General features: G+C 41.7%; 24 protein-coding genes and 1 tRNA gene. 1 reads left to right on the plus strand and 24 read right to left on the minus strand.

Going from position 1 to position 21,377, the window contains the following annotated elements:
* Positions 1 to 72 precede the first annotated feature (72 nt).
* The 14 genes from I2I04_RS18055 to metK all read right to left on the minus strand — a co-directional run bounded on the left by I2I04_RS18055 (position 73) and on the right by metK (position 13,264).
* Positions 73 to 1,314 (minus strand): DUF4861 domain-containing protein, encoded by a 1,242-nt coding sequence (locus tag I2I04_RS18055; protein WP_195655566.1) that lies wholly within the window; start codon positions 1,312 to 1,314, stop codon positions 73 to 75.
* 258 nt (positions 1,315 to 1,572) lie between these two features.
* The gene (locus I2I04_RS18060; RefSeq protein ID WP_143256606.1) at positions 1,573 to 2,376 is read right to left on the minus strand and encodes a gluconate 5-dehydrogenase; all 804 of its coding nucleotides are present in this window, start codon (positions 2,374 to 2,376) and stop codon (positions 1,573 to 1,575) included.
* A 41-nt stretch (positions 2,377 to 2,417) separates the two neighbouring features.
* Positions 2,418 to 3,260, minus strand: coding sequence for a 5-dehydro-4-deoxy-D-glucuronate isomerase (kduI, locus tag I2I04_RS18065; protein WP_143256605.1), 843 nt, complete (start codon positions 3,258 to 3,260; stop codon positions 2,418 to 2,420).
* Positions 3,261 to 3,667: 407 nt separating this feature from the next.
* Positions 3,668 to 3,738: transfer RNA gene (locus tag I2I04_RS18070), tRNA-Gln, on the minus strand.
* A gap of 107 nt (positions 3,739 to 3,845) precedes the next feature.
* Positions 3,846 to 5,138, minus strand: a complete 1,293-nt coding sequence (gene tyrS / locus I2I04_RS18075; protein WP_143256604.1) for a tyrosine--tRNA ligase — start codon at positions 5,136 to 5,138, stop codon at positions 3,846 to 3,848.
* 86 nt (positions 5,139 to 5,224) lie between these two features.
* Entirely contained in the window at positions 5,225 to 5,911 is a 687-nt protein-coding gene (locus I2I04_RS18080) for a TatD family hydrolase (RefSeq protein ID WP_195655567.1), read from the minus strand.
* Positions 5,912 to 5,936: 25 nt separating this feature from the next.
* A complete protein-coding gene (yidD, locus tag I2I04_RS18085; protein WP_223225808.1) occupies positions 5,937 to 6,212 on the minus strand; it encodes a membrane protein insertion efficiency factor YidD in 276 nt (91 codons plus the stop codon).
* On the minus strand, positions 6,209 to 6,598 hold the full coding sequence (gene rnpA, locus I2I04_RS18090) for a ribonuclease P protein component (RefSeq protein ID WP_009040713.1): 390 nt from the start codon (positions 6,596 to 6,598) through the stop codon (positions 6,209 to 6,211). The genes yidD and rnpA overlap by 4 nt, the downstream gene beginning before the upstream one ends.
* 5 nt (positions 6,599 to 6,603) lie before the next feature.
* Positions 6,604 to 7,350, minus strand: coding sequence for a uroporphyrinogen-III synthase (locus I2I04_RS18095; RefSeq protein ID WP_008023747.1), 747 nt, complete (start codon positions 7,348 to 7,350; stop codon positions 6,604 to 6,606).
* Positions 7,351 to 7,354: 4 nt separating this feature from the next.
* Complete coding sequence (locus tag I2I04_RS18100) at positions 7,355 to 8,188, minus strand: DUF4271 domain-containing protein (RefSeq protein ID WP_195655568.1); 834 nt, start codon at positions 8,186 to 8,188, stop codon at positions 7,355 to 7,357.
* Complete coding sequence (locus I2I04_RS18105; protein ID WP_143257063.1) at positions 8,185 to 8,772, minus strand: TIGR00730 family Rossman fold protein; 588 nt, start codon at positions 8,770 to 8,772, stop codon at positions 8,185 to 8,187. Before I2I04_RS18105 ends, I2I04_RS18100 begins: the two co-directional genes overlap by 4 nt.
* 853 nt (positions 8,773 to 9,625) lie before the next feature.
* Complete coding sequence (locus tag I2I04_RS18110) at positions 9,626 to 9,997, minus strand: DUF3244 domain-containing protein (protein WP_195655569.1); 372 nt, start codon at positions 9,995 to 9,997, stop codon at positions 9,626 to 9,628.
* A gap of 129 nt (positions 9,998 to 10,126) precedes the next feature.
* Positions 10,127 to 11,791, minus strand: a complete 1,665-nt coding sequence (locus tag I2I04_RS18115; protein ID WP_195655570.1) for a tetratricopeptide repeat protein — start codon at positions 11,789 to 11,791, stop codon at positions 10,127 to 10,129.
* A gap of 180 nt (positions 11,792 to 11,971) precedes the next feature.
* Positions 11,972 to 13,264, minus strand: a complete 1,293-nt coding sequence (metK, locus tag I2I04_RS18120; protein WP_004298895.1) for a methionine adenosyltransferase — start codon at positions 13,262 to 13,264, stop codon at positions 11,972 to 11,974.
* 228 nt (positions 13,265 to 13,492) lie between these two features.
* Between metK and I2I04_RS18125 the strand changes: the two genes are divergently transcribed.
* Positions 13,493 to 13,681 carry a hypothetical protein gene (locus I2I04_RS18125; RefSeq protein WP_008023736.1) on the plus strand — a complete coding sequence of 63 codons (189 nt, stop codon included), beginning with the start codon at positions 13,493 to 13,495 and terminating at the stop codon, positions 13,679 to 13,681.
* On the opposite strand, the gene folK is transcribed toward I2I04_RS18125, so the two are convergent.
* The 10 genes from folK to I2I04_RS18175 form a co-directional block, all read right to left on the minus strand.
* Positions 13,656 to 14,141, minus strand: coding sequence for a 2-amino-4-hydroxy-6-hydroxymethyldihydropteridine diphosphokinase (folK, locus tag I2I04_RS18130; RefSeq protein ID WP_195655571.1), 486 nt, complete (start codon positions 14,139 to 14,141; stop codon positions 13,656 to 13,658). The two genes, I2I04_RS18125 and folK, sit on opposite strands and share 26 nt — an antisense overlap.
* A complete protein-coding gene (gene queA, locus I2I04_RS18135; protein WP_195655572.1) occupies positions 14,141 to 15,199 on the minus strand; it encodes a tRNA preQ1(34) S-adenosylmethionine ribosyltransferase-isomerase QueA in 1,059 nt (352 codons plus the stop codon). The genes folK and queA overlap by 1 nt, the downstream gene beginning before the upstream one ends.
* A gap of 17 nt (positions 15,200 to 15,216) precedes the next feature.
* Complete coding sequence (truB, locus tag I2I04_RS18140) at positions 15,217 to 15,939, minus strand: tRNA pseudouridine(55) synthase TruB (RefSeq protein ID WP_074706990.1); 723 nt, start codon at positions 15,937 to 15,939, stop codon at positions 15,217 to 15,219.
* On the minus strand, positions 15,939 to 16,793 hold the full coding sequence (locus I2I04_RS18145; protein ID WP_195472405.1) for an undecaprenyl-diphosphate phosphatase: 855 nt from the start codon (positions 16,791 to 16,793) through the stop codon (positions 15,939 to 15,941). The genes truB and I2I04_RS18145 overlap by 1 nt, the downstream gene beginning before the upstream one ends.
* Before the next feature lie 2 nt (positions 16,794 to 16,795).
* Entirely contained in the window at positions 16,796 to 17,038 is a 243-nt protein-coding gene (locus I2I04_RS18150) for a DUF3098 domain-containing protein (RefSeq protein ID WP_195655573.1), read from the minus strand.
* Between the two features lie 113 nt (positions 17,039 to 17,151).
* Entirely contained in the window at positions 17,152 to 18,033 is an 882-nt protein-coding gene (locus tag I2I04_RS18155) for a cell division protein FtsX (protein WP_128858260.1), read from the minus strand.
* Positions 18,034 to 18,036: 3 nt separating this feature from the next.
* Positions 18,037 to 18,936, minus strand: coding sequence for a methyltransferase domain-containing protein (locus I2I04_RS18160; RefSeq protein WP_195655574.1), 900 nt, complete (start codon positions 18,934 to 18,936; stop codon positions 18,037 to 18,039).
* A 518-nt stretch (positions 18,937 to 19,454) separates the two neighbouring features.
* A complete protein-coding gene (locus tag I2I04_RS18165; protein ID WP_143256597.1) occupies positions 19,455 to 19,712 on the minus strand; it encodes a hypothetical protein in 258 nt (85 codons plus the stop codon).
* Between the two features lie 222 nt (positions 19,713 to 19,934).
* Complete coding sequence (locus I2I04_RS18170; RefSeq protein ID WP_143256596.1) at positions 19,935 to 20,540, minus strand: imm11 family protein; 606 nt, start codon at positions 20,538 to 20,540, stop codon at positions 19,935 to 19,937.
* The coding region (locus tag I2I04_RS18175; RefSeq protein ID WP_195655575.1) for an RHS repeat-associated core domain-containing protein at positions 20,537 to 21,377 on the minus strand (841 nt) is incomplete at its 5' end. The genes I2I04_RS18170 and I2I04_RS18175, both read right to left, overlap by 4 nt.

Consider the following 21,377-nt stretch of genomic DNA (forward strand, 5'->3'; position numbering starts at 1 on the left):
GCCTGTTTCGTGCCCGAAATTGGGAGATCGCTCCTCTTTCTTAACCGTATACCGTATAAGCAATTCAGCACATTAATATGCCACCGTCAGCGGAGTGCGCAACTTCTGCGCATATTCAGCCATATATTTATTCCAGGCATCCGGAGTCTTGATAGCAGCCTTATCCCAGGCAGAACCCCAGTAATAAGTATATTCAGAACCCGGCTCATATTCGCTGACAGCCAATACGTGACCGTCGGCTCCGCCGCGTTCTTTCTTTTCCTTTTCAGAAAGAAGAACCACTTTCGCTTCTTTCACCTGTGCAGGAAATGCAGCACCGACAAATATCTTGCCGTTTGCACCACTACGATCTGTTGTAGGATCTACGTAAGTGATATAACCATTGGCAGCATCTGCCACAGTCGCACCGTCCGGTTCACGCAACACAAGTCCGGTAGTCACCGGCATTGCTTCTTTCAGATTGGTATATGAAACAATCGTTTTGTTGAGATAAGAACCTGCATCCAGAGAGATCACACGTGTTTCCACTACATTTGAGTCTCCACGGACTACCAGCGGATTAAATTCCAGCTTCACCGTGAAACGCAACGGGCCATTATCAAGAATTTCCTGTGTACGATAGCAATATGGATAAATAATAGTGTCACCCGCCATCAGAGCAGCAACACCGGCACCCAACGTAGGTCCTACGGCATAGCAATCCATGCCATATCCGTGATCGATATGGTAAGAGATAGCGTTTTGCAGTTCGGAAGCTGCTTTAGGATCTGTCTTTTTCAATTCAGCTATCTTGGCACGCTTTTCAGGATTCAGTTCTTCAGCATAGAGAGATTCCAGAATCGGCTCTGTTGTGTTGTACTTCGTGAAAAGGTCGTAGCCGAAACCACGCTCTCCGCGGGCTTGCAAAGCAGGACCATACGCACGGAATCCGCCAAGATCATTCTCCCAGGCAACGTCGTCCAGACGTTCGGGATAATATTTACCGCAAGCAACGACATCGAAAGGTGCCGGTGTACCCGGTTGAATAGTATAAATAGCCGTCCCGTTCGCTTCTACTGCAACGGGGAAAACAACCTTTTCGTCATACGTCACCTGATAAGGCACTTGCTGACCGTCAACATCAAGCACTACAATCTGCGCTGTATCTGCCAGTTTCAACTTGGCAACAACATCGCTCATCGGCACTTCAACCATCTCTCCCACCCGTTCAAGAGCCAACGGATTGGTCACTGTGATTGTCATTGACTGTTTACTGTCGGCACAAGAAGCAAACACTATCAAGGCTACAGCAAACAGAATTAATATCTTTTTCATAATTAGTCTACATTGAATGAATAATATATATTTTGCAAATAGAGGCCATTATATCCGCACCTGTTGGATATATAGATCCACCGTGCCAGCCATATATGTCCACCGTATTGGATATATAGATTCACCACGGTGGGTATATATATCCAGCAAGTCGGTCCTATAGCTCCTGCAAAGGGAATGATAAAAAATAAGGTGACAGATGAAAAGAGGATGCTCTTTGCCATTCTATCACCTTATCGGAATCTCTTCTATCTTACATTATTTCGGCTGTTTTCCGATATAAGCAAGGATACCACCATCTACATAAAGAACGTGGCCGTTGACAGCGTTAGAAGCTTCAGAAGCAAGGAACACGGCAGGGCCTGTCAGTTCTTCAGGATCCAACCAACGACCGGCAGGAGTCTTGGCGCAGATGAATGAATCGAATGGGTGACGGCTTCCGTCTGCTTGTTTCTCACGAAGAGGAGCAGTTTGCGGAGTAGCGATGTAACCCGGACCGATACCGTTACACTGAATGTTGTATTCACCATATTCAGAGCAGATATTGCGAGTCAGCATCTTCAGACCACCCTTAGCGGCAGCATAAGCGGATACAGTTTCACGACCCAGTTCGGACATCATAGAGCAGATGTTGATGATCTTACCTGCACGTTTTTCCATCATAGCAGGCAGAACAGCCTTAGCAACGATGAACGGAGCATTCAAGTCGATGTCGATTACACGACGGAAATCAGCAGCATCCATCTCGTGCATAGGAACACGACGGATAATACCTGCGTTATTTACAAGGATATCAATTGTACCTACTTCTTTGGCAATCGTAGCCACCATAGCTTGAACAGCCGGTTCGTCTGTCACGTCACATACATAACCGTGAGCTTTGATACCTTTTTCTGCATAAGCTGCCATTCCTTTGTCTACCAACTCTTGATTGATGTCGTTAAAACAAACAGTTGCACCTTGTTCCGCGAATGCAGAAGCAATAGCAAAACCGATACCATAAGAAGCACCTGTAACGAGCGCTACTTTACCTTCCAAAGAAAAATTCAAATACTGATTCATAATTCTTTTTATTATTAAATTAGGAAAACTATTGGATTTTGTTATTTCAAGTCTGTAATCAACGAGAAGTCCTGATCGCCATAGTCGAGGTTCTCACCACCCATTCCCCAGATAAAAGTATAGTTGTGGGTAGCAGCAGCCGAGTGGATGGACCATTCGGGTGAAAGAACTGCCTGATCGCCTTTCATCCATACGTGACGTGTTTCGCCTACCTCACCCATAAAGTGGCAGATAGCATGATCTTCGGGAATCTCGAAATAGAAGTAAGCTTCCATACGACGGCTGTGTACGTGGGCCGGCATCGTGTTCCATACACTTCCCGGAGCCAGTTCCGTCATGCCCATCTGCAACTGGCAGGTGGGTAACACCTGATTCACCAGCATCTTATTGATATTACGGTGGTTGGAGCCTTCCAAAGAACCCATTTCGGCTACTACGGCATCGGCTTTCGTCACCTTGCGGTCGGGATAGTTGCGATGTGCAGTCAGTGAGTTGAAGTAGAATTTGGCAGGATGGGCTGCGTCTTTGCTTTCGAAAGTCACTTCACGATCACCCGAACCCAGATAAAGAGCTTCTTTATAGTCCAGTTCGAACTCCGCGTCGCCTGCTTTCACAATACCGGGACCGCCGACATTGTAGATACCCATTTCGCGACGAGTGAGGAAGAACGGAGCTTTCAGCGGATCGATTGCTTCAAGCGCCAGCACCTCTCCTACCGGCAGCGCGCCACCTACCACCATACGGTCGTACATGGAATATACCATATTCACTTCATTGGGGACAAATATCTTTTCGATTAAGAAATCTCTACGAATTCTTGTAGTATCATAACTTTTTGCATCTTCAGGATGCGCAGCATAGCGAATTTCATAGTTCGTTTTCATACCTTTTTATTTATAGTTATTGAATAAGTTCTCTTTCTACGTGCACTTCGTTTACGTACACGATGCAAAAATAGCAAAAGAAAACGGGTTTACCTTGCAATTTTGTTCCAATTATCCCCCAAAAATGTCCAGAATCTGTGCAATGTACACTTTTTTAACGAACTATAATACGATTTGGGAGAGATTTCTACCTAATACAGTTTGAACCTTCCATAATAAAATACAAGCTATTCAACGACCAACACGATAAGCATTAAAATAGTCAATATAACGAATAAAATAAGATTAATGAATTCTATATACGTTGATCCCTATATACTTTAACTTTATAAGGATATACAAAAACGACGACTTTAGAGTCACGAAAGAAAAAGCCCCGAAAGATGTCTCTTTCAGGGCTTTCTTCGTTGGACTACCAAGATTCGAACTTGGACAAACAGAACCAAAACCTGTTGTGCTACCATTACACCATAGTCCAAACTTATGTGCTTTCTGTTAAAAAGCGGTGCAAAGATAGAGGTTTGCAAGCAAACCTCCAAATATTTCGTTCACTTTTTTACGTTCTATCGAGTGAATCGTGCATTATTACTTTGCAATCAGCAAATAATAATTCTTTTTACCGCGCTGAACAAGCAGATATTTCTCATCGAGCAGGTCAGCAGTTGTGATGACCTGATCAAAGGCCGTTAGCTTCTCTTTGTTCAACGAAACGCCGCCGCCCTGAACCAACTTACGCATTTCACCTTTCGACGCAAATACGGCCGCATTATCAACGAATAGATCGACAGCCTTCACTCCTTCTGCCAATGCGTCACGTGAAATCTCAAATTGAGGTACTCCTTCGAATACAGCAAGAAGAGTATCTTCATCCAGTTTACGTAAAGCTTCCGAAGTCGCATTACCGAACAATATGTTCGACGCGTCTACTGCTGCGTTATAATCATCTTCAGAGTGAACCATCACAGTCACTTCCCTAGCCAGACGTTTCTGAAGGAGACGCAAATGCGGAGCTGTCTGATGCTCGGCAATCAACGCTTCAATTTCTTCTTTTTCGATAGAAGTGAAGATTTTGATGTAACGTTCGGCATCGGAGTCGCTTACATTCAGCCAGAACTGATAGAATTTGTAAGGTGAAGTATAACGAGGGTCCAGCCAGATATTTCCGGATTCTGTCTTACCAAACTTACCTCCGTCAGCTTTTGTAATCAGCGGGCAAGTCAATGCGAACACCTCTCCCCCATTGGTACGGCGGATCAATTCGGCACCGGTAGTGATGTTTCCCCATTGGTCGGAACCACCCATCTGAAGCTTACAGCCCTTCGTTTCATACAAATGAAGGAAGTCATATCCTTGAAGCAACTGATAAGTGAACTCGGTAAATGACAATCCATCACGCGCTTCACCATTCAGACGGCGTTTTACAGAGTCTTTTGCCATCATATAGTTCACAGTAATGTGCTTACCTACTTCGCGAGCAAAATCGAGGAAAGTGAAATCTTTCATCCAGTCATAATTGTTCACCAGTTCGGCACGGTTAGGTACATCCGACTCGAAGTCGAGGAACTTGGCAAGCTGTTTCTTGATACACGCCTGATTGTGACGCAATGTTTCCTCGTTCAGCAGGTTACGTTCTGCTGATTTTCCGGAAGGGTCTCCAATCATACCTGTAGCGCCACCGATCAGTGCCAACGGCTTATGACCGCAGCGTTGGAAATGACGAAGGATCATCACTCCACAAAGGTGACCAATGTGTAGCGAATCGGCAGTCGGGTCGATACCCAAATAGGCAGTCACCTGCTCTTTGCTTAACAACTCTTCTGTTCCCGGCATGATGTCCTGCAACATGCCACGCCATCTCAATTCTTCTACAAAATTCATCGTATTACTCTTTAATTATTTGGTTTTTATTGTATTTCAATCCCATGTGCGACAAAAGTACGACTCTTTCTCGGAAGATACAACTCTTACGCCCTAAAAAAGACATTTTGAATATTTCGGCGGATCGTCTCACGCAACACTTCCCTTTCTACCCCACGCACTTTGGCTGCCCGACACAGGATATCTTCAATATCAAGCGAACTGTTGTCCGTTTCCAGAAACAACCGTTCGTCGGGTACTGTCTGCATTGTTTCATCAGGATAATATTCTCCAAAAGAGAGATAAAAACCCTTTCTCAACAACTGCATCGCCTGCTCCGGTTTCCCACGAAAACCATGCCATATCCAAGCTTGTTGAGGATGAAATTCTTTTTTCACTGCCAACAGTTCGTCCATTGCTTTCACGCAGTGGATAATCAACGGCAAATCGCACTTTTCCGATAATTTTACCTGTTCCTTAAACAGGGCTAACTGAAGTTCTACCGGAACTGCTGCCAATTTATCCAGCCCCGCCTCTCCTACGGCTACAAGCTGTTTTCTCCGCAACTGCCGCTTAAGATAATCCAATAGCTGCCCGGCATTATGTTCTGTCAACTCCCAGGGATGAATGCCGGCAGAACAATAATATCCCCTATCCACTTCTACCTCTCCTGCGAGAGGTATATACAATGAAGAGTCCGCCAACAACGGATAATTGATGATGGATTTTCCCAAGGAATCAGCCTCCAGTTTATGAGTATGAATGTCCAAAATGTCAGTCACATTCTTTTTCATCTTCTATTTCTCATTTTTAATTGCTTCAAGGTACGGGATCATAGCCGGAGCCACCCCAAGGATGGCATCGCAGAATACGCCGCACAGCAAGATAAAGCCCCTTTACAGGACCATGCTTCTTAATTGCTTCAACGGCATAAGCTGAGCAGGTTGGCGTAAATCGACAAGAGGGAGGAGTAAGAGGGGAAATACAAACCCGGTAAAAGTAGATGGGAACAAGCAACAAGAAAGAGAGTACTTTCCTCACAATTCCCGTTACGAATACCCATAGGGCAGATATCCGGGAGTTACGAGGTTTCATGAGGATAGTTTTTCAGAGATGCGCGCAAGCGCTATTTTCATCTTTTCTTCCAATTCGGAAGTAGCAATAAGCTCGTCCGACAGATAGATAAAGGCAACAGCTAACCGCTGCTCCCGGCGTTGCAGTTCGTCCACCAAGAGAGATTTGTTCTTCCGGTAGGCTTCGCGTATCTGACGTTTCACACGGTTGCGTTTCACCGCTCGTTTAAAACGACGTTTCGACACACTAATTAGTATAGAAGCAGGAGCCTCGCCCTGCTCGACAGGCATATATACAACGCGTATCGGAAAGATGGAAAACGACTTCGAAACGCCGCCTTCAAACATCTTTCCGATCAAAATTTTACTATTCAGCCTTTCGGCTTTACACAAAGTATATATACCCACTCTGTTTATTTATTGTTTTCTCTGATAAACATATCAAGTGCGGCAGTCATTGACGGAGCCTGCACCGTAGGAGCTTCAAGGTCCAGACGGAGACCTGCGTCACGTACAGCCTGTGCGGTGGTAGAGCCGAAAGTTCCGATTTTAATCTCTCTCTGATTAAAATCAGGGAAGTTCTTCTTCAATGAAGTCACTCCGGCAGGGCTGAAGAACACTAACATGTCATAATCAAACTCCTCGTCCGGTGTAAAGTCGTTGCTCACCGTACGGTACATCACAGCTTCTGTATGCTGAATGTTATTCTTGTCGAGCAAGTTTTTCACATCATCATTGTGTACGTCTGACATTGGAACGAGATATTTCTCCGTTTTATGCTTCACAATGGAAGGTATCAGGTCTTCAATCTTTCCGGTAGCTCCGAAGAAAATCTTACGCTTGCGGTATTGCACATATTTCTGAATATACAATGCAACAGCTTCCGTCACACAGAAATACTTCATCGTTTCGGGAATTGTCACGCGCAATTCAGTACACAAAGTGAAAAAATGGTCAATAGCATGGCGCGAAGTGAATATTACGGCTGTGTGGTCGAGAATCGAAATTTTCTGTTGCCGAAATTCTTTCGCCGAAAGACTTTCAACCTTAATAAACGGTCGGAAATCTATTTTAACGCCATACTTTTCAGCTATGTCGTAATAGGGAGATTTCTCTGACGCAGGCTTAGGCTGCGACACTAGTACTTTTTTAATTTTCAACGTCCTAAAATTTTATTAGCAAAATATTGTTCATTTGAATCATACCTTGATAGAGTAACAGACAAGGTACTATTTCAAGAGCGCAAAAGTACAAAATTAATAGGAAAAGCCCGCTAAATTGATGAAAAAAAAGCTTTATCCACTTATAAAACATCAATATTTTAGTGAAAATTAAAATAATAGCCCCAATTATGACCAAACTTGTGAGACTCAAATCAAAATAAACTAGAAAAAGAACGAACGGATAAAGGGCAAATCCGACATAATATATGAGTGCAGAATAGGATTCCAGCCATATATTTGTCTTATTTTTATCAAAAAATGTCCACCCAAGAAACATATAAAGCAGCCATTTTAGTAAGAAATAAACGAGGCAGAAACCAACATAGATACCCAGCAAAAGGAGGGGGGATACATGGTTCATCAAGGCGGGACATGTGTCATGAAAATAATTAAGGAATGTAATACCCGACAAGACACAAGTCTGCAACACAAGCACAAGGAGATAACGCACATCAGCTGCCGTAGAACTATCAAAAATACTCGTTCGTTCACGATGCAATACAAAGTCTTTCACTTGTTGGGAGAGAAATCTCTTTCCGCGTGCCAAGGCTATGGAGGAAAGAAAGAAGCAAGCCAACAAGGTCAACGCAATGGCATCATCCGTGCGGGGAGAGTAGGAGATAGGTGTCCCCTCAAAGCCGGAATCGACTTCTTGCACAGCATGAAGATCAGCCAACTGCAGACTATCAGTGTCCGCCTTTGCCGGACTAGTCTGTTCCTGTTGGAAAAAAGACAATGTATCCACACTCCGGGAACTTAGTGTGTCGCCTATCATATCGCTGCAAATTTACGAATGGAAATGTCCCATACGGGAGTTTCATAAAGCAATTGAACCGCTTCTTCCGGCGTCTGTGCGACTTTCCATATATCACCGTGTTGCCGGCGCATAAAGTTCTCATCAATAGCCTTCTCAAGCATTTCGAGGAGTGGATCGAAGAATCCGTTTATATTGAGGATTACAATCGGATTGAGATATAATCCCAATTGTTTCCAGGTAATAATCTCCAGCAGTTCTTCAAGGGTACCGCATCCACCGGGCAAAGCAATAATGCCATCACTCAAAGCCGCCATCTTTTGCTTGCGTTCGTGCATGGATTCTACTTCAATCAGTTCTGTCAATCCCGTATGATGCCAGTTTTGCTCTACCATAAAACGAGGAATCACACCTGTCACCTCACCACCATTTTTCAATACAGCATCTGCCACAGAACACATCAGGCCAATACTTCCGGCACCATTTATCAAACGGATATGGTGTTCGGCAAGCAAACGACCGAGAGTCTCGGCTGCCCGAAAATAAACAGCATCTATCTTGGTACTGGAAGCGCTATATACGCATACGGAATTTATCTGATTCATCACTCTCACGCCACTTTAAATATGGCACAAAAATACGAAAAATAACGAGAGTCACCTTATTCCATACCATCAAATTAACAGATATAAGTTCAAACGCTCTCACAAGCCACCATTACTCCCCAAATAGTACATAGTAAATACAACAAACCGAGTAAATGGATACTCATTTTTGGCACAATAAATAATCAGAAGATGCATCAATCTGTGCATAGACTTGTTTAGTATAGCTACGTACAGTAGCTTTATCATTCTTATTAATAAGACCATCTACATAATTTGCTACAAGTTCGAATTCAGACATACGCTGAAGATATTCTCTTTACATCAAAGTTCTAAATTGCTCCACTGTGGTACAAGTTTTCAAATTATCCATCATCAACATCAACCTTGACTTCTCTAATAACAACATCTCATATCCATTAAAATAAATAGAATCCACTTTAGCGTTAAAATGCCATATATCTTAAAAAAATCTTGGACTTCTTATCCAGAAGTCCAAGAACCTTTCTCACAGAGAATACATCTATCACAGATATCTCATCTACTAACAGGTGTATCAAATTGTTGCTGAATGAACTTTATTATTCGAATCATAAAATCATTCGAACACCCTACCAGTAGTATTCAGCATACAATTTTAAAAAGTGATTTTAATTTTACGTTTCAATATACCTTTATGCGCCTTTCACAAGGCCTATTAAGCCCACGAACAGAATTAACCGATCTTTCCCCTTTCGGTCATCTAATCGCCATTTCAGCAATGCGCCATATATTTCAACAGCGGGGCTTCATCAGTTAATGATTTAGGTATATCATCATTATGTTAGTTGCAAATAATATATATTTCAAAGATTTATTCTAATTCAAAATCTCCAATAAAGACCTCCTTGGGAAGTTGTATCTCCAAAGTATATTTACCTTTCTCCTCACCTGTAAGATCAATATAAACCTTATCTACATTTAAATCAGTAGATGTATAAACAACTTCACCTGTTGCTGCGTTCTTTATGATAACAGTTACAGTAGGAACAGTAGAAAGAAGGTCGATAGACAACAATGAGTTTTCAATACTAGCATCAGGAGTAACAGGGATAGATCGGTGTTGTACCTCAGTCTTATTTTTTAGCCTGATTATACGAGCGGTTGTCATCTCATTAGCAAAAGAGAACATGCTTACTTGAAGTAAAACTGTCAACAACAAAAGAGGTAAGAATTTAGCTTTCATAATAAATGGGTTTAAAATTTCGCCTCAAAAATACACAGATGAAGCAAAAGAAACGATTTTTATGTGGTAACAATGGTAACAGTCATCTATTTAAAAGCAAAACAAGCCAAGGAAGATCAACATATCTCACTAAATATCAACACCAAACACCCGATCAAAAATTTGAGTATCCATTTTGTTCTTTATACGATTTTTGCGCGTCTTAAGAGCATCTGATGTAGCATCCATCAGCTCCATCATGACAGTTTTTGAACAACAAAGTAATGAAAGAACACAATAAAATAGATCATCACCCGTTAAAGCCGGATAGCGCTCCTTCAAATTCATCATCACATCAACAAATGCACTAGAAATGGTAGAACGTATATCCTTCCTCAAACTACGCATCGCCAACAATTGCTTAGGAGTTGCTTTCTCCAATGCTTCCAATCGATCGTAACAATCAGTTGTTTTAAGCACAGATATACATAATTGAACTTGCTGTTCTGTCAACTCCGACCTTTTCTTATCTAAATCTTCTTTATTAGATTCAGAAGCCTCTTCTTCTCTAAGTAACATGGTATCTACTCGCTTTTGAGTTAATTCACGTTGCAATGCAATAAAACGTTTTTTCCTCTTCCTGTCATTCCACATAAAACAAAAGACACAAATAATCATCAATAAAAAGAACGCAGTAATCAAGCTAAAAATTAACATTTTAGTATGTTCTGACAGTAACCTCTTATGCTCCTCCAATTGATGTTTATCCATAAGTCGATTAAGTTCTTCATTGTCAGTTATGAACTGGATAGAATCATAAAGAATTTTATATGCATCTATATTTTCTGTTGCCGTTTTCCATTCACCTCTTTTCTTCGCTATTTGATACATTCCATCATAATAAACAGCCTTTCCATAAATATCAAGTTGATCCACATTCTTACTATAAAAATAACTGGCAGAATCAAGTTTATTCAGATTCAACATAATCTGTGCTTTTGACAAACAGACATTGACAGCATCCTGTCCTTGTATCTTAATAGCCTTTGACACATATTTATCCGCTTGAATATAATCTTTTTTTTCATTATAAGCCATGGCAAGATCATGGTAAAGAGCCCCTATCAAACTAGAATCTTGTTCCACTAATGCACAATCAAGAGCTTGCTGATAATAAACCAATGCACTGTCCTTCCTATTTTGCAACAAACACATACGTGCAATACCTCTCAATGGATATATCTGTTGACTTCCCCCTCTTAATATTTGATAAGCTTGGCGATAAGCCTCAATTGCTATATCAAACAATTCATCTTTTTCATAACAGTCCGCAAGATTATCATAAATCATTGCTAAGAATTCATCCCTAACAGGCATCAGCCGAATTGCTGTCAGATACTCTTCTACAGCAAATGAGGTATACCCCATCTCCCGATAAGTAGCTCCCCAGTAATAATGAGCCTTTGCAGCGCGCAGACTTTTCTTCTTATCACCATAGTAGTCAACAGCCGATTTTATCAACGAATCATCCTCTAAAGCAATATAGTTTTTATGCCGTGCCTGTGTGAGCAGTAGCGCATAAAGCGCCCGGTCGGCACGTGGCATTTTCTGTGGATAAGTGATTGATTCCAAAATAGACAAAGCACTATCTGGATATATCTCCATTAATAAATCAGCGCATAATAACAATGGGTTCTTCACTGAAGGAGAGGAACAGGAAGAAAAAAAGACAGACATTAAAATGCTACCTACGCTGACAAATAAACTAAAGAACACCAATAAATAGCGTTTAGGACAACAATATCTTATTTTCATTAGACAGTCTGTTTATTTACGGAACAAAAGTAGCAAATTCCGGCAAAACGCACTTAATAGCCAAAAAACATTTATTTAAATATAACTTATTAAAAATCAAGAGCTACAACTTCAATCTCCATTAAAGGAAGTTGAAATTGCAGCTCTTTCTTAATAAGTTAAACCCTGTTTCAGACTGTTTTACAGACCAAAAGCAGCTTTAATTTTATCTACGTAGTCGAGTTTCTCCCATGTAAAGAGTTCCACTTCCACAGTTTTGTCTCCTTCGTAACGAGAGGAGAATTTCTTCGTTATCACTTGCGGTTCACGTCCCATGTGACCATAAGCGGCTGTTTCCTGATAAATAGGATTACGAAGTTTCAGACGTTCCTCGATAGCTTTCGGGCGAAGATCGAACAATTGGTCGATAACACGCGCAATCTCACCATCAGTCATGTTGACGTGAGAACGACCATAAGTATCGACAAAGATATTGATCGGACGAGCCACACCGATAGCATAGCTCACTTGTACAAGCATTTCATCTGCTACGCCTGCCGCAACCATATTCTTTGCGATGTGACGTGCTGCATAAGCTGCACTACGGTCTACCTTGCTAGGATCTTTTCCGGAGAAAGCACCACCACCGTGAGCACCTTTACCACCATAAGTATCGACGATAATCTTACGACCCGTCAAACCGGTATCTCCGTGAGGACCACCGATTACAAATTTTCCGGTAGGATTCACATGATAGATGATTTTATCATTGAACAGTGCCAATACCTTATCGTGATGAATAGAAGCAATTACACGAGGCATCAGAATCTCGATCACATCACGGCGGATGATAGACAGCATTTCTTCGTCAGCTTTCAGCTGAGCAGCTTGCGAATCATCTTCCGGTTGGATAAAGTCATCATGTTGTGTAGAAACAACGATTGTATCGATACGAACAGGCGTTCCGTTGTCATCATATTCGATAGTAACCTGGCTTTTGGCATCGGGGCGGAGGTAAGTCATTACCTTTCCTTCACGACGAATATCGGCCAGCACTTGCAGAATGCGGTGTGCCAAATCAAGAGAAAGCGGCATGTAGTTTTCCGTTTCATTGGTAGCATAGCCAAACATCATTCCTTGGTCGCCTGCGCCCTGTTCCATCGGATCCTGACGCTCTACACCACGGTTGATATCGGGGCTTTGCTCATGAATAGCAGAGAGTACACCACAAGAGTTACTTTCGAACATGTACTCTCCTTTGGTATAACCGATTTTCTTAATCACTTCGCGTGCGATGAGTTGTAGATCAACGTACGCTTTTGTTTTCACTTCACCCGCTAGCACCACTTGTCCGGTAGTCACTAGTGTTTCGCAAGCTACTTTCGAACTGGGGTCGTAAGCCAACAGTTTGTCAAGCACGGCATCCGATATTTGATCGGCTACCTTGTCGGGGTGTCCTTCTGACACCGATTCGGATGTAAATAAGTATCCCATCTTTCTTAAATTAAGAATTAAAAAATAAGAATTAAGAATGAGAGAGTAGGAGAGGCGAGTGCTGCAAAGGATAAGCCGAAAGGCGTCAATCAGACGTGTTTTAGCATTTTTTTCCGTGGTTGCAAGCTACTCAAATCTGTCCACACTTTCATTTCGGTTGCAAAGATAAAGAGATTTCGGAGATAATGAGTATCTTTGCCACGTATTTAACACATAAATAGATTTATAATGATTCTAAATAAGAAATTAAAAACGCTTTTGGTGCTGGCACTCTATGTAGGATTCACGATTGCTATCTACGCCATTGTCTGCCATTTCATCGATAAGCCGTTTCAGGAGATTCATCTGCTGTATGCAGTACTGATAGGATGCATCGCCTATTTGCCGGTATTTATTGCGGAGAAAAAGAAGAAGTAAGCTCTTTCATCGTTTTCCCGAGTACCGGATGCACTAATCCGGGAGCAATTTCCGCCAGTGGTTTCATAACGAAGTCACGTTCTGCCATCAACGGATGGGGGAGGGTCAACTTTGCTCCGGAAGAAGAGGTCACAGAAAGCACTAAATCCTCATAAAGTAACAGGTCAATATCAATCAGGCGGTCGCTATACATTCCGTTGACGGACTTTTTGGTACGCCCCAGCTCCCTTTCAATCATTTGCGCCTCTTGCAATACCTCCAATGGGGATAATTCCGTCTCTACACAAGCGGCCGCATTTAGAAAACTATTTTCTGAAGCAAACCCCCAAGGGGCAGTAACATAAAAAGCAGACAGGGAAACTACTTTCCCTACCTGCTCTTCTATTTTTTGCACGGCATCCCGAAGATTTTGTTCTTTATCTCCAAGGTTAGTGCCAAGTCCCAAATAAACTTTAGCCATTATTTGTCCAGAATCAGCATTGCATCTCCATACGTGCCGAAACGGTAACCTTCCTTCAATGCTATATGGTAAGCATCCATCACCTGGTCATAACCACCGAAAGCAGCTACAATCATCAGTAAGGTAGAAAGCGGCATGTGGAAATTGGAAATCATTGAATTGGCTACGGTAAATTCATACGGAGGGAAGATAAACTTATTAGTCCATCCTTCGAATTCCTTCAAATGTCCGTCGGTGCTGACTGCGCTTTCAATAGCACGCATCACGGTCGTACCTACCGCACAAACATTTCTGCCGTTATCTTTGGCACGATTAACGGTTTTCACCGCCATTTCGTTTACAAACATTTGTTCCGAATCCATCTTATGCTTTGTCAAGTCCTCTACGTCGATGTCGCGGAAGTTACCCAGACCAGCGTGCAAAGTAATATATGCAAAGTCTATACCTTTGATTTCCAAACGTTTCATCAATTCACGGCTAAAGTGCAAACTAGCAGTCGGAGCTGTCACCGCTCCTTCGTTCTTCGCAAAGATAGACTGGAAGCGTTCAGCATCTTCCGGTTCCACAGGACGGTTGATGATAGAGTGGGGAAGTGGAGTCTCACCCAAAGAGTACAAAGCCTTTTTGAACTCGTCATGAGGTCCGTCATAAAGGAAACGGAGCGTACGTCCACGGGAAGTGGTGTTATCAATCACTTCGGCCACCATCGAATCGTCCGGACCGAAATACAGTTTGTTACCGATACGGATCTTACGTGCCGGATCGACCAATACGTCCCACAAACGAAGTTCCTCATTCAACTCACGCAACAAGAATACTTCGATACGAGCACCTGTCTTTTCCTTGTTACCATACAAACGGGCAGGAAATACCTTCGTATCGTTGAATATAAACACATCTTTATCATCAAAGTAGTCCAACACATCTTTGAACATCTTGTGCTCAATCTTACCTGTATTACGATGCAATACCATCAAACGAGACTCATCCCTATATTTCATAGGATGTAGAGCAATCTTATCCTCGGGTAACTTAAATTTGAATTGTGATAATTTCATATCTATTCTTTATTACGTTAATTATTTTCTTCCTCATTTTCTATTTCCTGTCCGTCAATCCACTCTTTAAAGTGTTCGGGGTTCAGGCAGTCTTCCAACCGGACGTCACCTACACGGGTGCGGATCAATCCTGTCAGATGGGCTCCGCTATGGAGCGCTTCACCAATATCACGCGCCAGAGCACGAATATATGTTCCTTTGCTGCATACGACACGGATTTGAATCATCGGCTCCGGATCATCCAGGCGACATTCCAGCAATTCAATCTCGTCGATAACAAGCTGTTTTGCTTTTAGTTCGACTTCTTCCCCTTTCCGGGCCAGTTCGTAGGCACGTTTACCATCTACCATACAGGCAGAGAAAGCAGGAGGCACCTGATCGATGGCACCGATAAAGCGCGTCAACACTTCTTCCACCAGTTCCCTTGTGATATGCTCGGTAGGGTAGGTGGCATCTATCTCATGTTCCAAATCGTATGACGGGGTAGTAGCGCCCAAACGCAACGTTGCGACGTACTCCTTCGTATGATATTGGAACTCTTCTATTCGTTTGGTTGCCTTGCCTGTGCATACAATCATCACCCCCGTTGCAAGAGGATCCAGTGTTCCGGCATGGCCGACTTTTAGTTTTTTCACTCCGATCCGGCGGCAAATATGATAGCGGGCGTGCCCTACTACTTTAAATGAAGTCCATCCGAAAGGTTTATTGAAAAACAGTACTTCTCCTTTTTTAAAATTCATCAGCCAATTTCTAAGTTGTATCCAAGCAACAGCATTACCAAAATGGTTCCGCCAACAATAATTCTGTACCAGCCAAATGCCTTAAAGCCATATTTCGTAACGAAGCTAATAAAGAACTTGATAGCCAGCAAAGCGACGATAAAAGCTACTACATTACCTATAATAAGTGCCGGCATATTGTTGACAAGAATCTCCGTACCACCATCCAGAAAGAGTTTCAACACCTTGTAACCGGTTGCCGCAAACATGGTCGGCACGGCAAGGAAGAATGAAAACTCGGCAGCATCCTTGCGAGTCAGCTTCTGGGCCATACCTCCGACGATGGTAGCCATCGAACGGGATACTCCCGGTATCATGGCAATGCACTGAAACAAACCGATATTGAATGCCTTTCTTTCTGTCAGCACTGTATCTTCGCTTCCTCTCGAAAAAATTTTATCGCAGAACAGCATGAATATACCACCGATCACCAACATCACTGCCACTATCGCCACACTCTCCAGCATTTCGTCTATCTTATCGCTGAACAGGAATCCCAAAACTGCGGCAGGAATAAAAGCCACCAGTAACTTCCAGTAGAAATCGAATTTATGCAAAAAACACTTCAAAGCGGAAGCTCCCGCAGGAGCCGGCGTATGGTTCAACCGGAAAAAACGTTTCCAGTAAAGACAAACCACTGAAAGAATTGCGCCAAACTGGATAATAACAGTAAACGCTTTTACAAATTCAGTACTTTCTACTCCTAAAATGTTTTGCGTAATAATCATGTGTCCTGTAGAAGAAACCGGAAGAAACTCTGTCAATCCTTCTACAATAGCAATAATAATCGTCTCAAATGTCGTTAAATCCCCCATCTTTATTCTTCTGTTTTTTGTGTTTTAGGTTTGCGTAATACAGCGTAAATCATAGACAAGAAGCCAAACAGACAAACGACTGGCGCTACCTTGATTCTGCGTACACTGAAAATATCGGGTTCAAAAGAGTTTTCGGACGATGTTGGTCCCGTCATCAATAGAAAGCCGATAATAACAATCGCCATTCCTATCGCGAGCAAGATAAAGTTCACTTTATCAAAGGCAAATTTCTGCTTGTCAGACATAGTTTATTTAATTACAAATTACTAATTACAATCATTCCCTTAATCTATCAGTCGGTCGTTACGGATGCTAATCACACACAAACACTGTTTTATAATCAGCCGCTCGCAATCCGCTAAATATAGTACAGGCTGTTTGCTTTCATTCTCAAGTATTTATTCATGGAAAAATAGGCACATAGCCACGTTATTACAATTCCAAATACCAATACGCTTGCACAGACAATCAACATGACTTCGGGCGTGATGACCTGAAGCAATTCTTGTTCATACGTCACAGCCCAATAAGCGGTTCCCATCAATATAGAATCGGCAACGATGGCTGCCAGTATTCCGCTCCATACATTCTTTCGAAGGAATGGTCCCCGGATGAATCCCCAACTCGCCCCTACCAGCTTCATGGTGTGAATAAGGAAGCGTTTGGAATAAATAGCCAGTCTTATGGTATTGTTTATCAGGGCAAAAGAGATAAAAGTAAGCACGACCGCCAGAGCAAGCAGTACCAGACTGATATTTCGTATGTTATCATTCACAGCGTCAATCAGTTCCTTTCGATAGAGCACGTCTTGAATATTGGTGTTCTTTTTAATCATTTTCTCTATCTTCGCAATACTGTCGGAGTTTGCATAGTCGGAATGAAGCTTGATTTCGATGGAAGCGGTAAAGGGGTTATAACCCAAGAATTCTTCCGGATCGGTTCCCATTGCCTCTGTCTGCTCTTTCAATGCTTGTTTTTTAGAGATGTATTCAGATTGTTTCACGAAAGGTTCCTGATTCAGCTTCTTCTGAAGTTTCAGTATATCCGCTTCTTTCATGTCGTCACTGATAAGAACAGAGAAACTGATATTCTCGCGGACATATACGGAAAGATTGTGCGCCGTCAATACGAAAAAGACAACCAGTCCTAACAACAGCAACACCAGTGTCGTACTGATACTCGACGTGATGAACTGCATATCGAAGATTGAACCTGACTTATATTTGTTTTGATTTCCCATGCGTTATCTCTTTTTTCGGAATACATAAATCATGGAACTACTGCGTTCTTTCCGTCCAAAAGCATTAAACCAGGCCAATGTCCCGGCAAACATCCCTTTCAGGAAACTGCACGAACTGCCACGATGTTTTTCGCTCAACATGGATACGTAGAACGCATCGAACGGCATCGGATGACGCGCTGCCATAATAAAGCCATGACGGGAAGCCAATTGTTGTATAGTGCCCGGAGTAAAATGCCAGAGATGACGGGGAACGTCATAAGCCGCCCAATATTCACCGTAGCGCTTGGCATCATAAGAAGAGCAGTTGGGTACAGCTACAATCAATACTCCTTTTTCTGTCAGCAACTCATGAAGTCGCTGCCACACTTCATCAAGGTGTTCCAAATGTTCCATCACATGCCAAAGGGTGATAACATCAAAGCTGCCGGGAGCAAACTCTTTCAAAGCCGATTCGGGCTTTACGTCCAGATCGAAATGCAACTTCGCAAACTCACGTGCCTGCGGACTTTTCTCCACCGCCTCCACTTTCCAGCCCCGGCGAACCATCGTGTCGGAAAAGTAACCGGTTCCCGTACCTATATCAAGCAAACGCCCTGTTTTACGATGCGCTTCCTTGGCTACCAGGCGCGCTTTGCGGCCCAGCATATAGGAACGTACATAATGGTAGATATTATTCATCGCGCCTTTGCGCGTATCGGTGTGAGAGATATAGTCGGGAGTCTCATAGTACTTGCCTATCTCTGCTTCCACGGGGACTCCTTGTGTGAATGTAAATCCACAGTCCTCACACGAATACAGTTCAAACTGTTCGCCCGAAGCATAAAAATCCGTACAAGTCATGACGCGTTTCAAGTGCGCACCGCCACACACCGGACAAGCATTTATACTGAGTTTCTCCATTAACTATCTAAGCAAAATTAAGTGCTGCCTCGAATAACAAGACAACACTATACCCGAATTTGGTGCAAAGAAACAAATAAAAAGTGATGGATTGGGGTTTCGTTAAGGACTTTTAATAGAAGAGTTGCCCCCGATACAAGATAAGAGTAGTTTTGACAGTTCATATCGGGACAAAATATCTTTTTGAAGAAAGATTAAAAAGTCAGATTAACTGAGAAACCCATGTTTCTATAACTGGATTGACGAGACTATGATAGACTATTAACATTTCGACAAGGCGGAAAATGGAAGGGACAACATTCGATTCAGCAGAGGAAATAGTCAAATTGGCAACTATAAGATTATTATTGAGGAAAATTTAAATAGACTCTAAAACAAAAAGAAACCGGTATGTATCAAAGCTCAAAGCTGATCCATACCGGAAGTCATGACTTAAAAGAATATTTCACAAAACATAATAAGACTCGAACATGGTTAACTAAATTGATTTCCAAGTCACTTTATACTAGAATAAGACGCTATAATTTATATGTGTATTTATTATTATCAGCGAATACATATAGTACATCATCCTGAATATTAAAGTCATCAATTAAATCAGTCGTCATATCTTGAACAATTTCCCCATAAGAGTTAACTGTTCTAATATAAGTTTCTTCCAAAACGAGCATCTTGTTATCATCTATTTGATAAACACCAATCAATGGGCTAGTTAAGCCTATTTCTTTTATAACTTGGCCTTCCTTATTATCGATAAAAATTACCTTAGCATACATTTTGACCATTCTATATTATGTGCATTTCCTGTCGCTTTGCCAAACACATACTCCAATTTGCTACCTATTTGTACATCGAAGTGCTGTCCATCTTGATTTAACCCAGAGTAATGCAAAAAAAACCTGACATGAAACTAATAATTAGGAGTTCTCATGTCAGGACAAGCATCAAATACGGTTATCGAATATGATTAACTAAATCACAACATGGTTCAGAAATATCTATTCCGTTATAATCGCCTTTTCGAACTCTATTCCTGTTAATTTTTCTTTTTGTATTTTCTTTTTAATTTCTTCATTAACATAGAATGAAGAAGGTATTTTCCAAAAATTATAGGATGAAGGACATACAAATACACTGTAATTTTTAATTTTAGAGAAAGAAAAGGCAGGCTTTATTACACTTTCTTTTCTTTCATCCATAAATAATGTTTTCTTCTTGTCCAACACATCCATTTGCTTATTGAAGCGCAAAATGTAATACTCCCTAGTTTCACCTAAATTTCTAAGATTGCAAGTAATCCAATCTATTTGCTCATTGCCTTTCAAACTCGCTTCAATTATACTTTTAAACTTTTCAGACATTATAGGCCACACCAAGCTATTAGGCTGATAATCCAGCCAAACATCTTTTACTATTAATGTATTGTCATCAATAGTTAAGCCATCTTTTCCCTCCTTAATTCTTCTCAATTTAAAATCTAACGGCATTTCATTTTTGCCTTCCAACCGAGATATTAACTCATAATCGAGTTGATTCTCACCCTCATAACATGCACTTGCAATCTCTGGATTATCTCTCCAATATACACAATAATATTTTTTCATTTCCAACCTGATTTATTTAATAAATTGGGATTATTAATAACTTTTTGTTTCACATATTTATTATAGAGTTTCAGAAACTTTTTAGGATTTCTACCGGCTTCCCTACTAGCTTGTTTCATACCCCTCAATACAAACTCATGATATGCGTTTGGATGTCTTCCCAAATGCGGAAGTGCCACTTTGTTCCAAGCCTCATCTAGCTTTAATCCATAAATTTGAGCGATATCTGCCATCTTTCTCGTATATTTAGAGTTTTTATTTGTAGCAAAGTGGTGTATCTGAACAGGTAACTTCTGTCCCCCCTTGTATAACAGATTAGCTATCCCCCTTGCAAAAGTAAGAATCCCGAACTCAGGATATACATTGTTCAGGCTACCAGATGCATTTCGATACCATCTTCCTTTACCTCCATCTATTGAAGCTCCACCTTCCCAAACATTGGATGCTTTTACAGAAACACCAACTCTGGTAGGGACTCCATCCTCAACAATACCATAACTTGAATAAAAAGTATTTGTTTCATCATTGAATGTCAAATTGCCTGTGAACTCCACATCCGTAGCATAATCCCACGAGCTAAAGTTAAACTTCTCCAGGATAGAACTATTATTGAAACGAAGAGCATCCATAAAACGGGCAATCTCCGTAACCATCCCTGTTGGATCAATAAACCTCACCGGATTTCCCAGGCAATACGCATACGGAAACCACAAATAATATTTCTCCGCCATCGGATCTACAACATGCCATCTACCTATTGCCGCATCATAATGTCTCGCCCCATAATCATACCAGTCAAGACCACCTTGTCTATCCAGTTCCTTACCGTTGTACTTG

Origin of the sequence: Bacteroides sp. 1001136B_160425_E2 (assembly GCF_015559655.1) — a bacterium.
GTDB lineage: Bacteria > Bacteroidota > Bacteroidia > Bacteroidales > Bacteroidaceae > Bacteroides > Bacteroides luhongzhouii.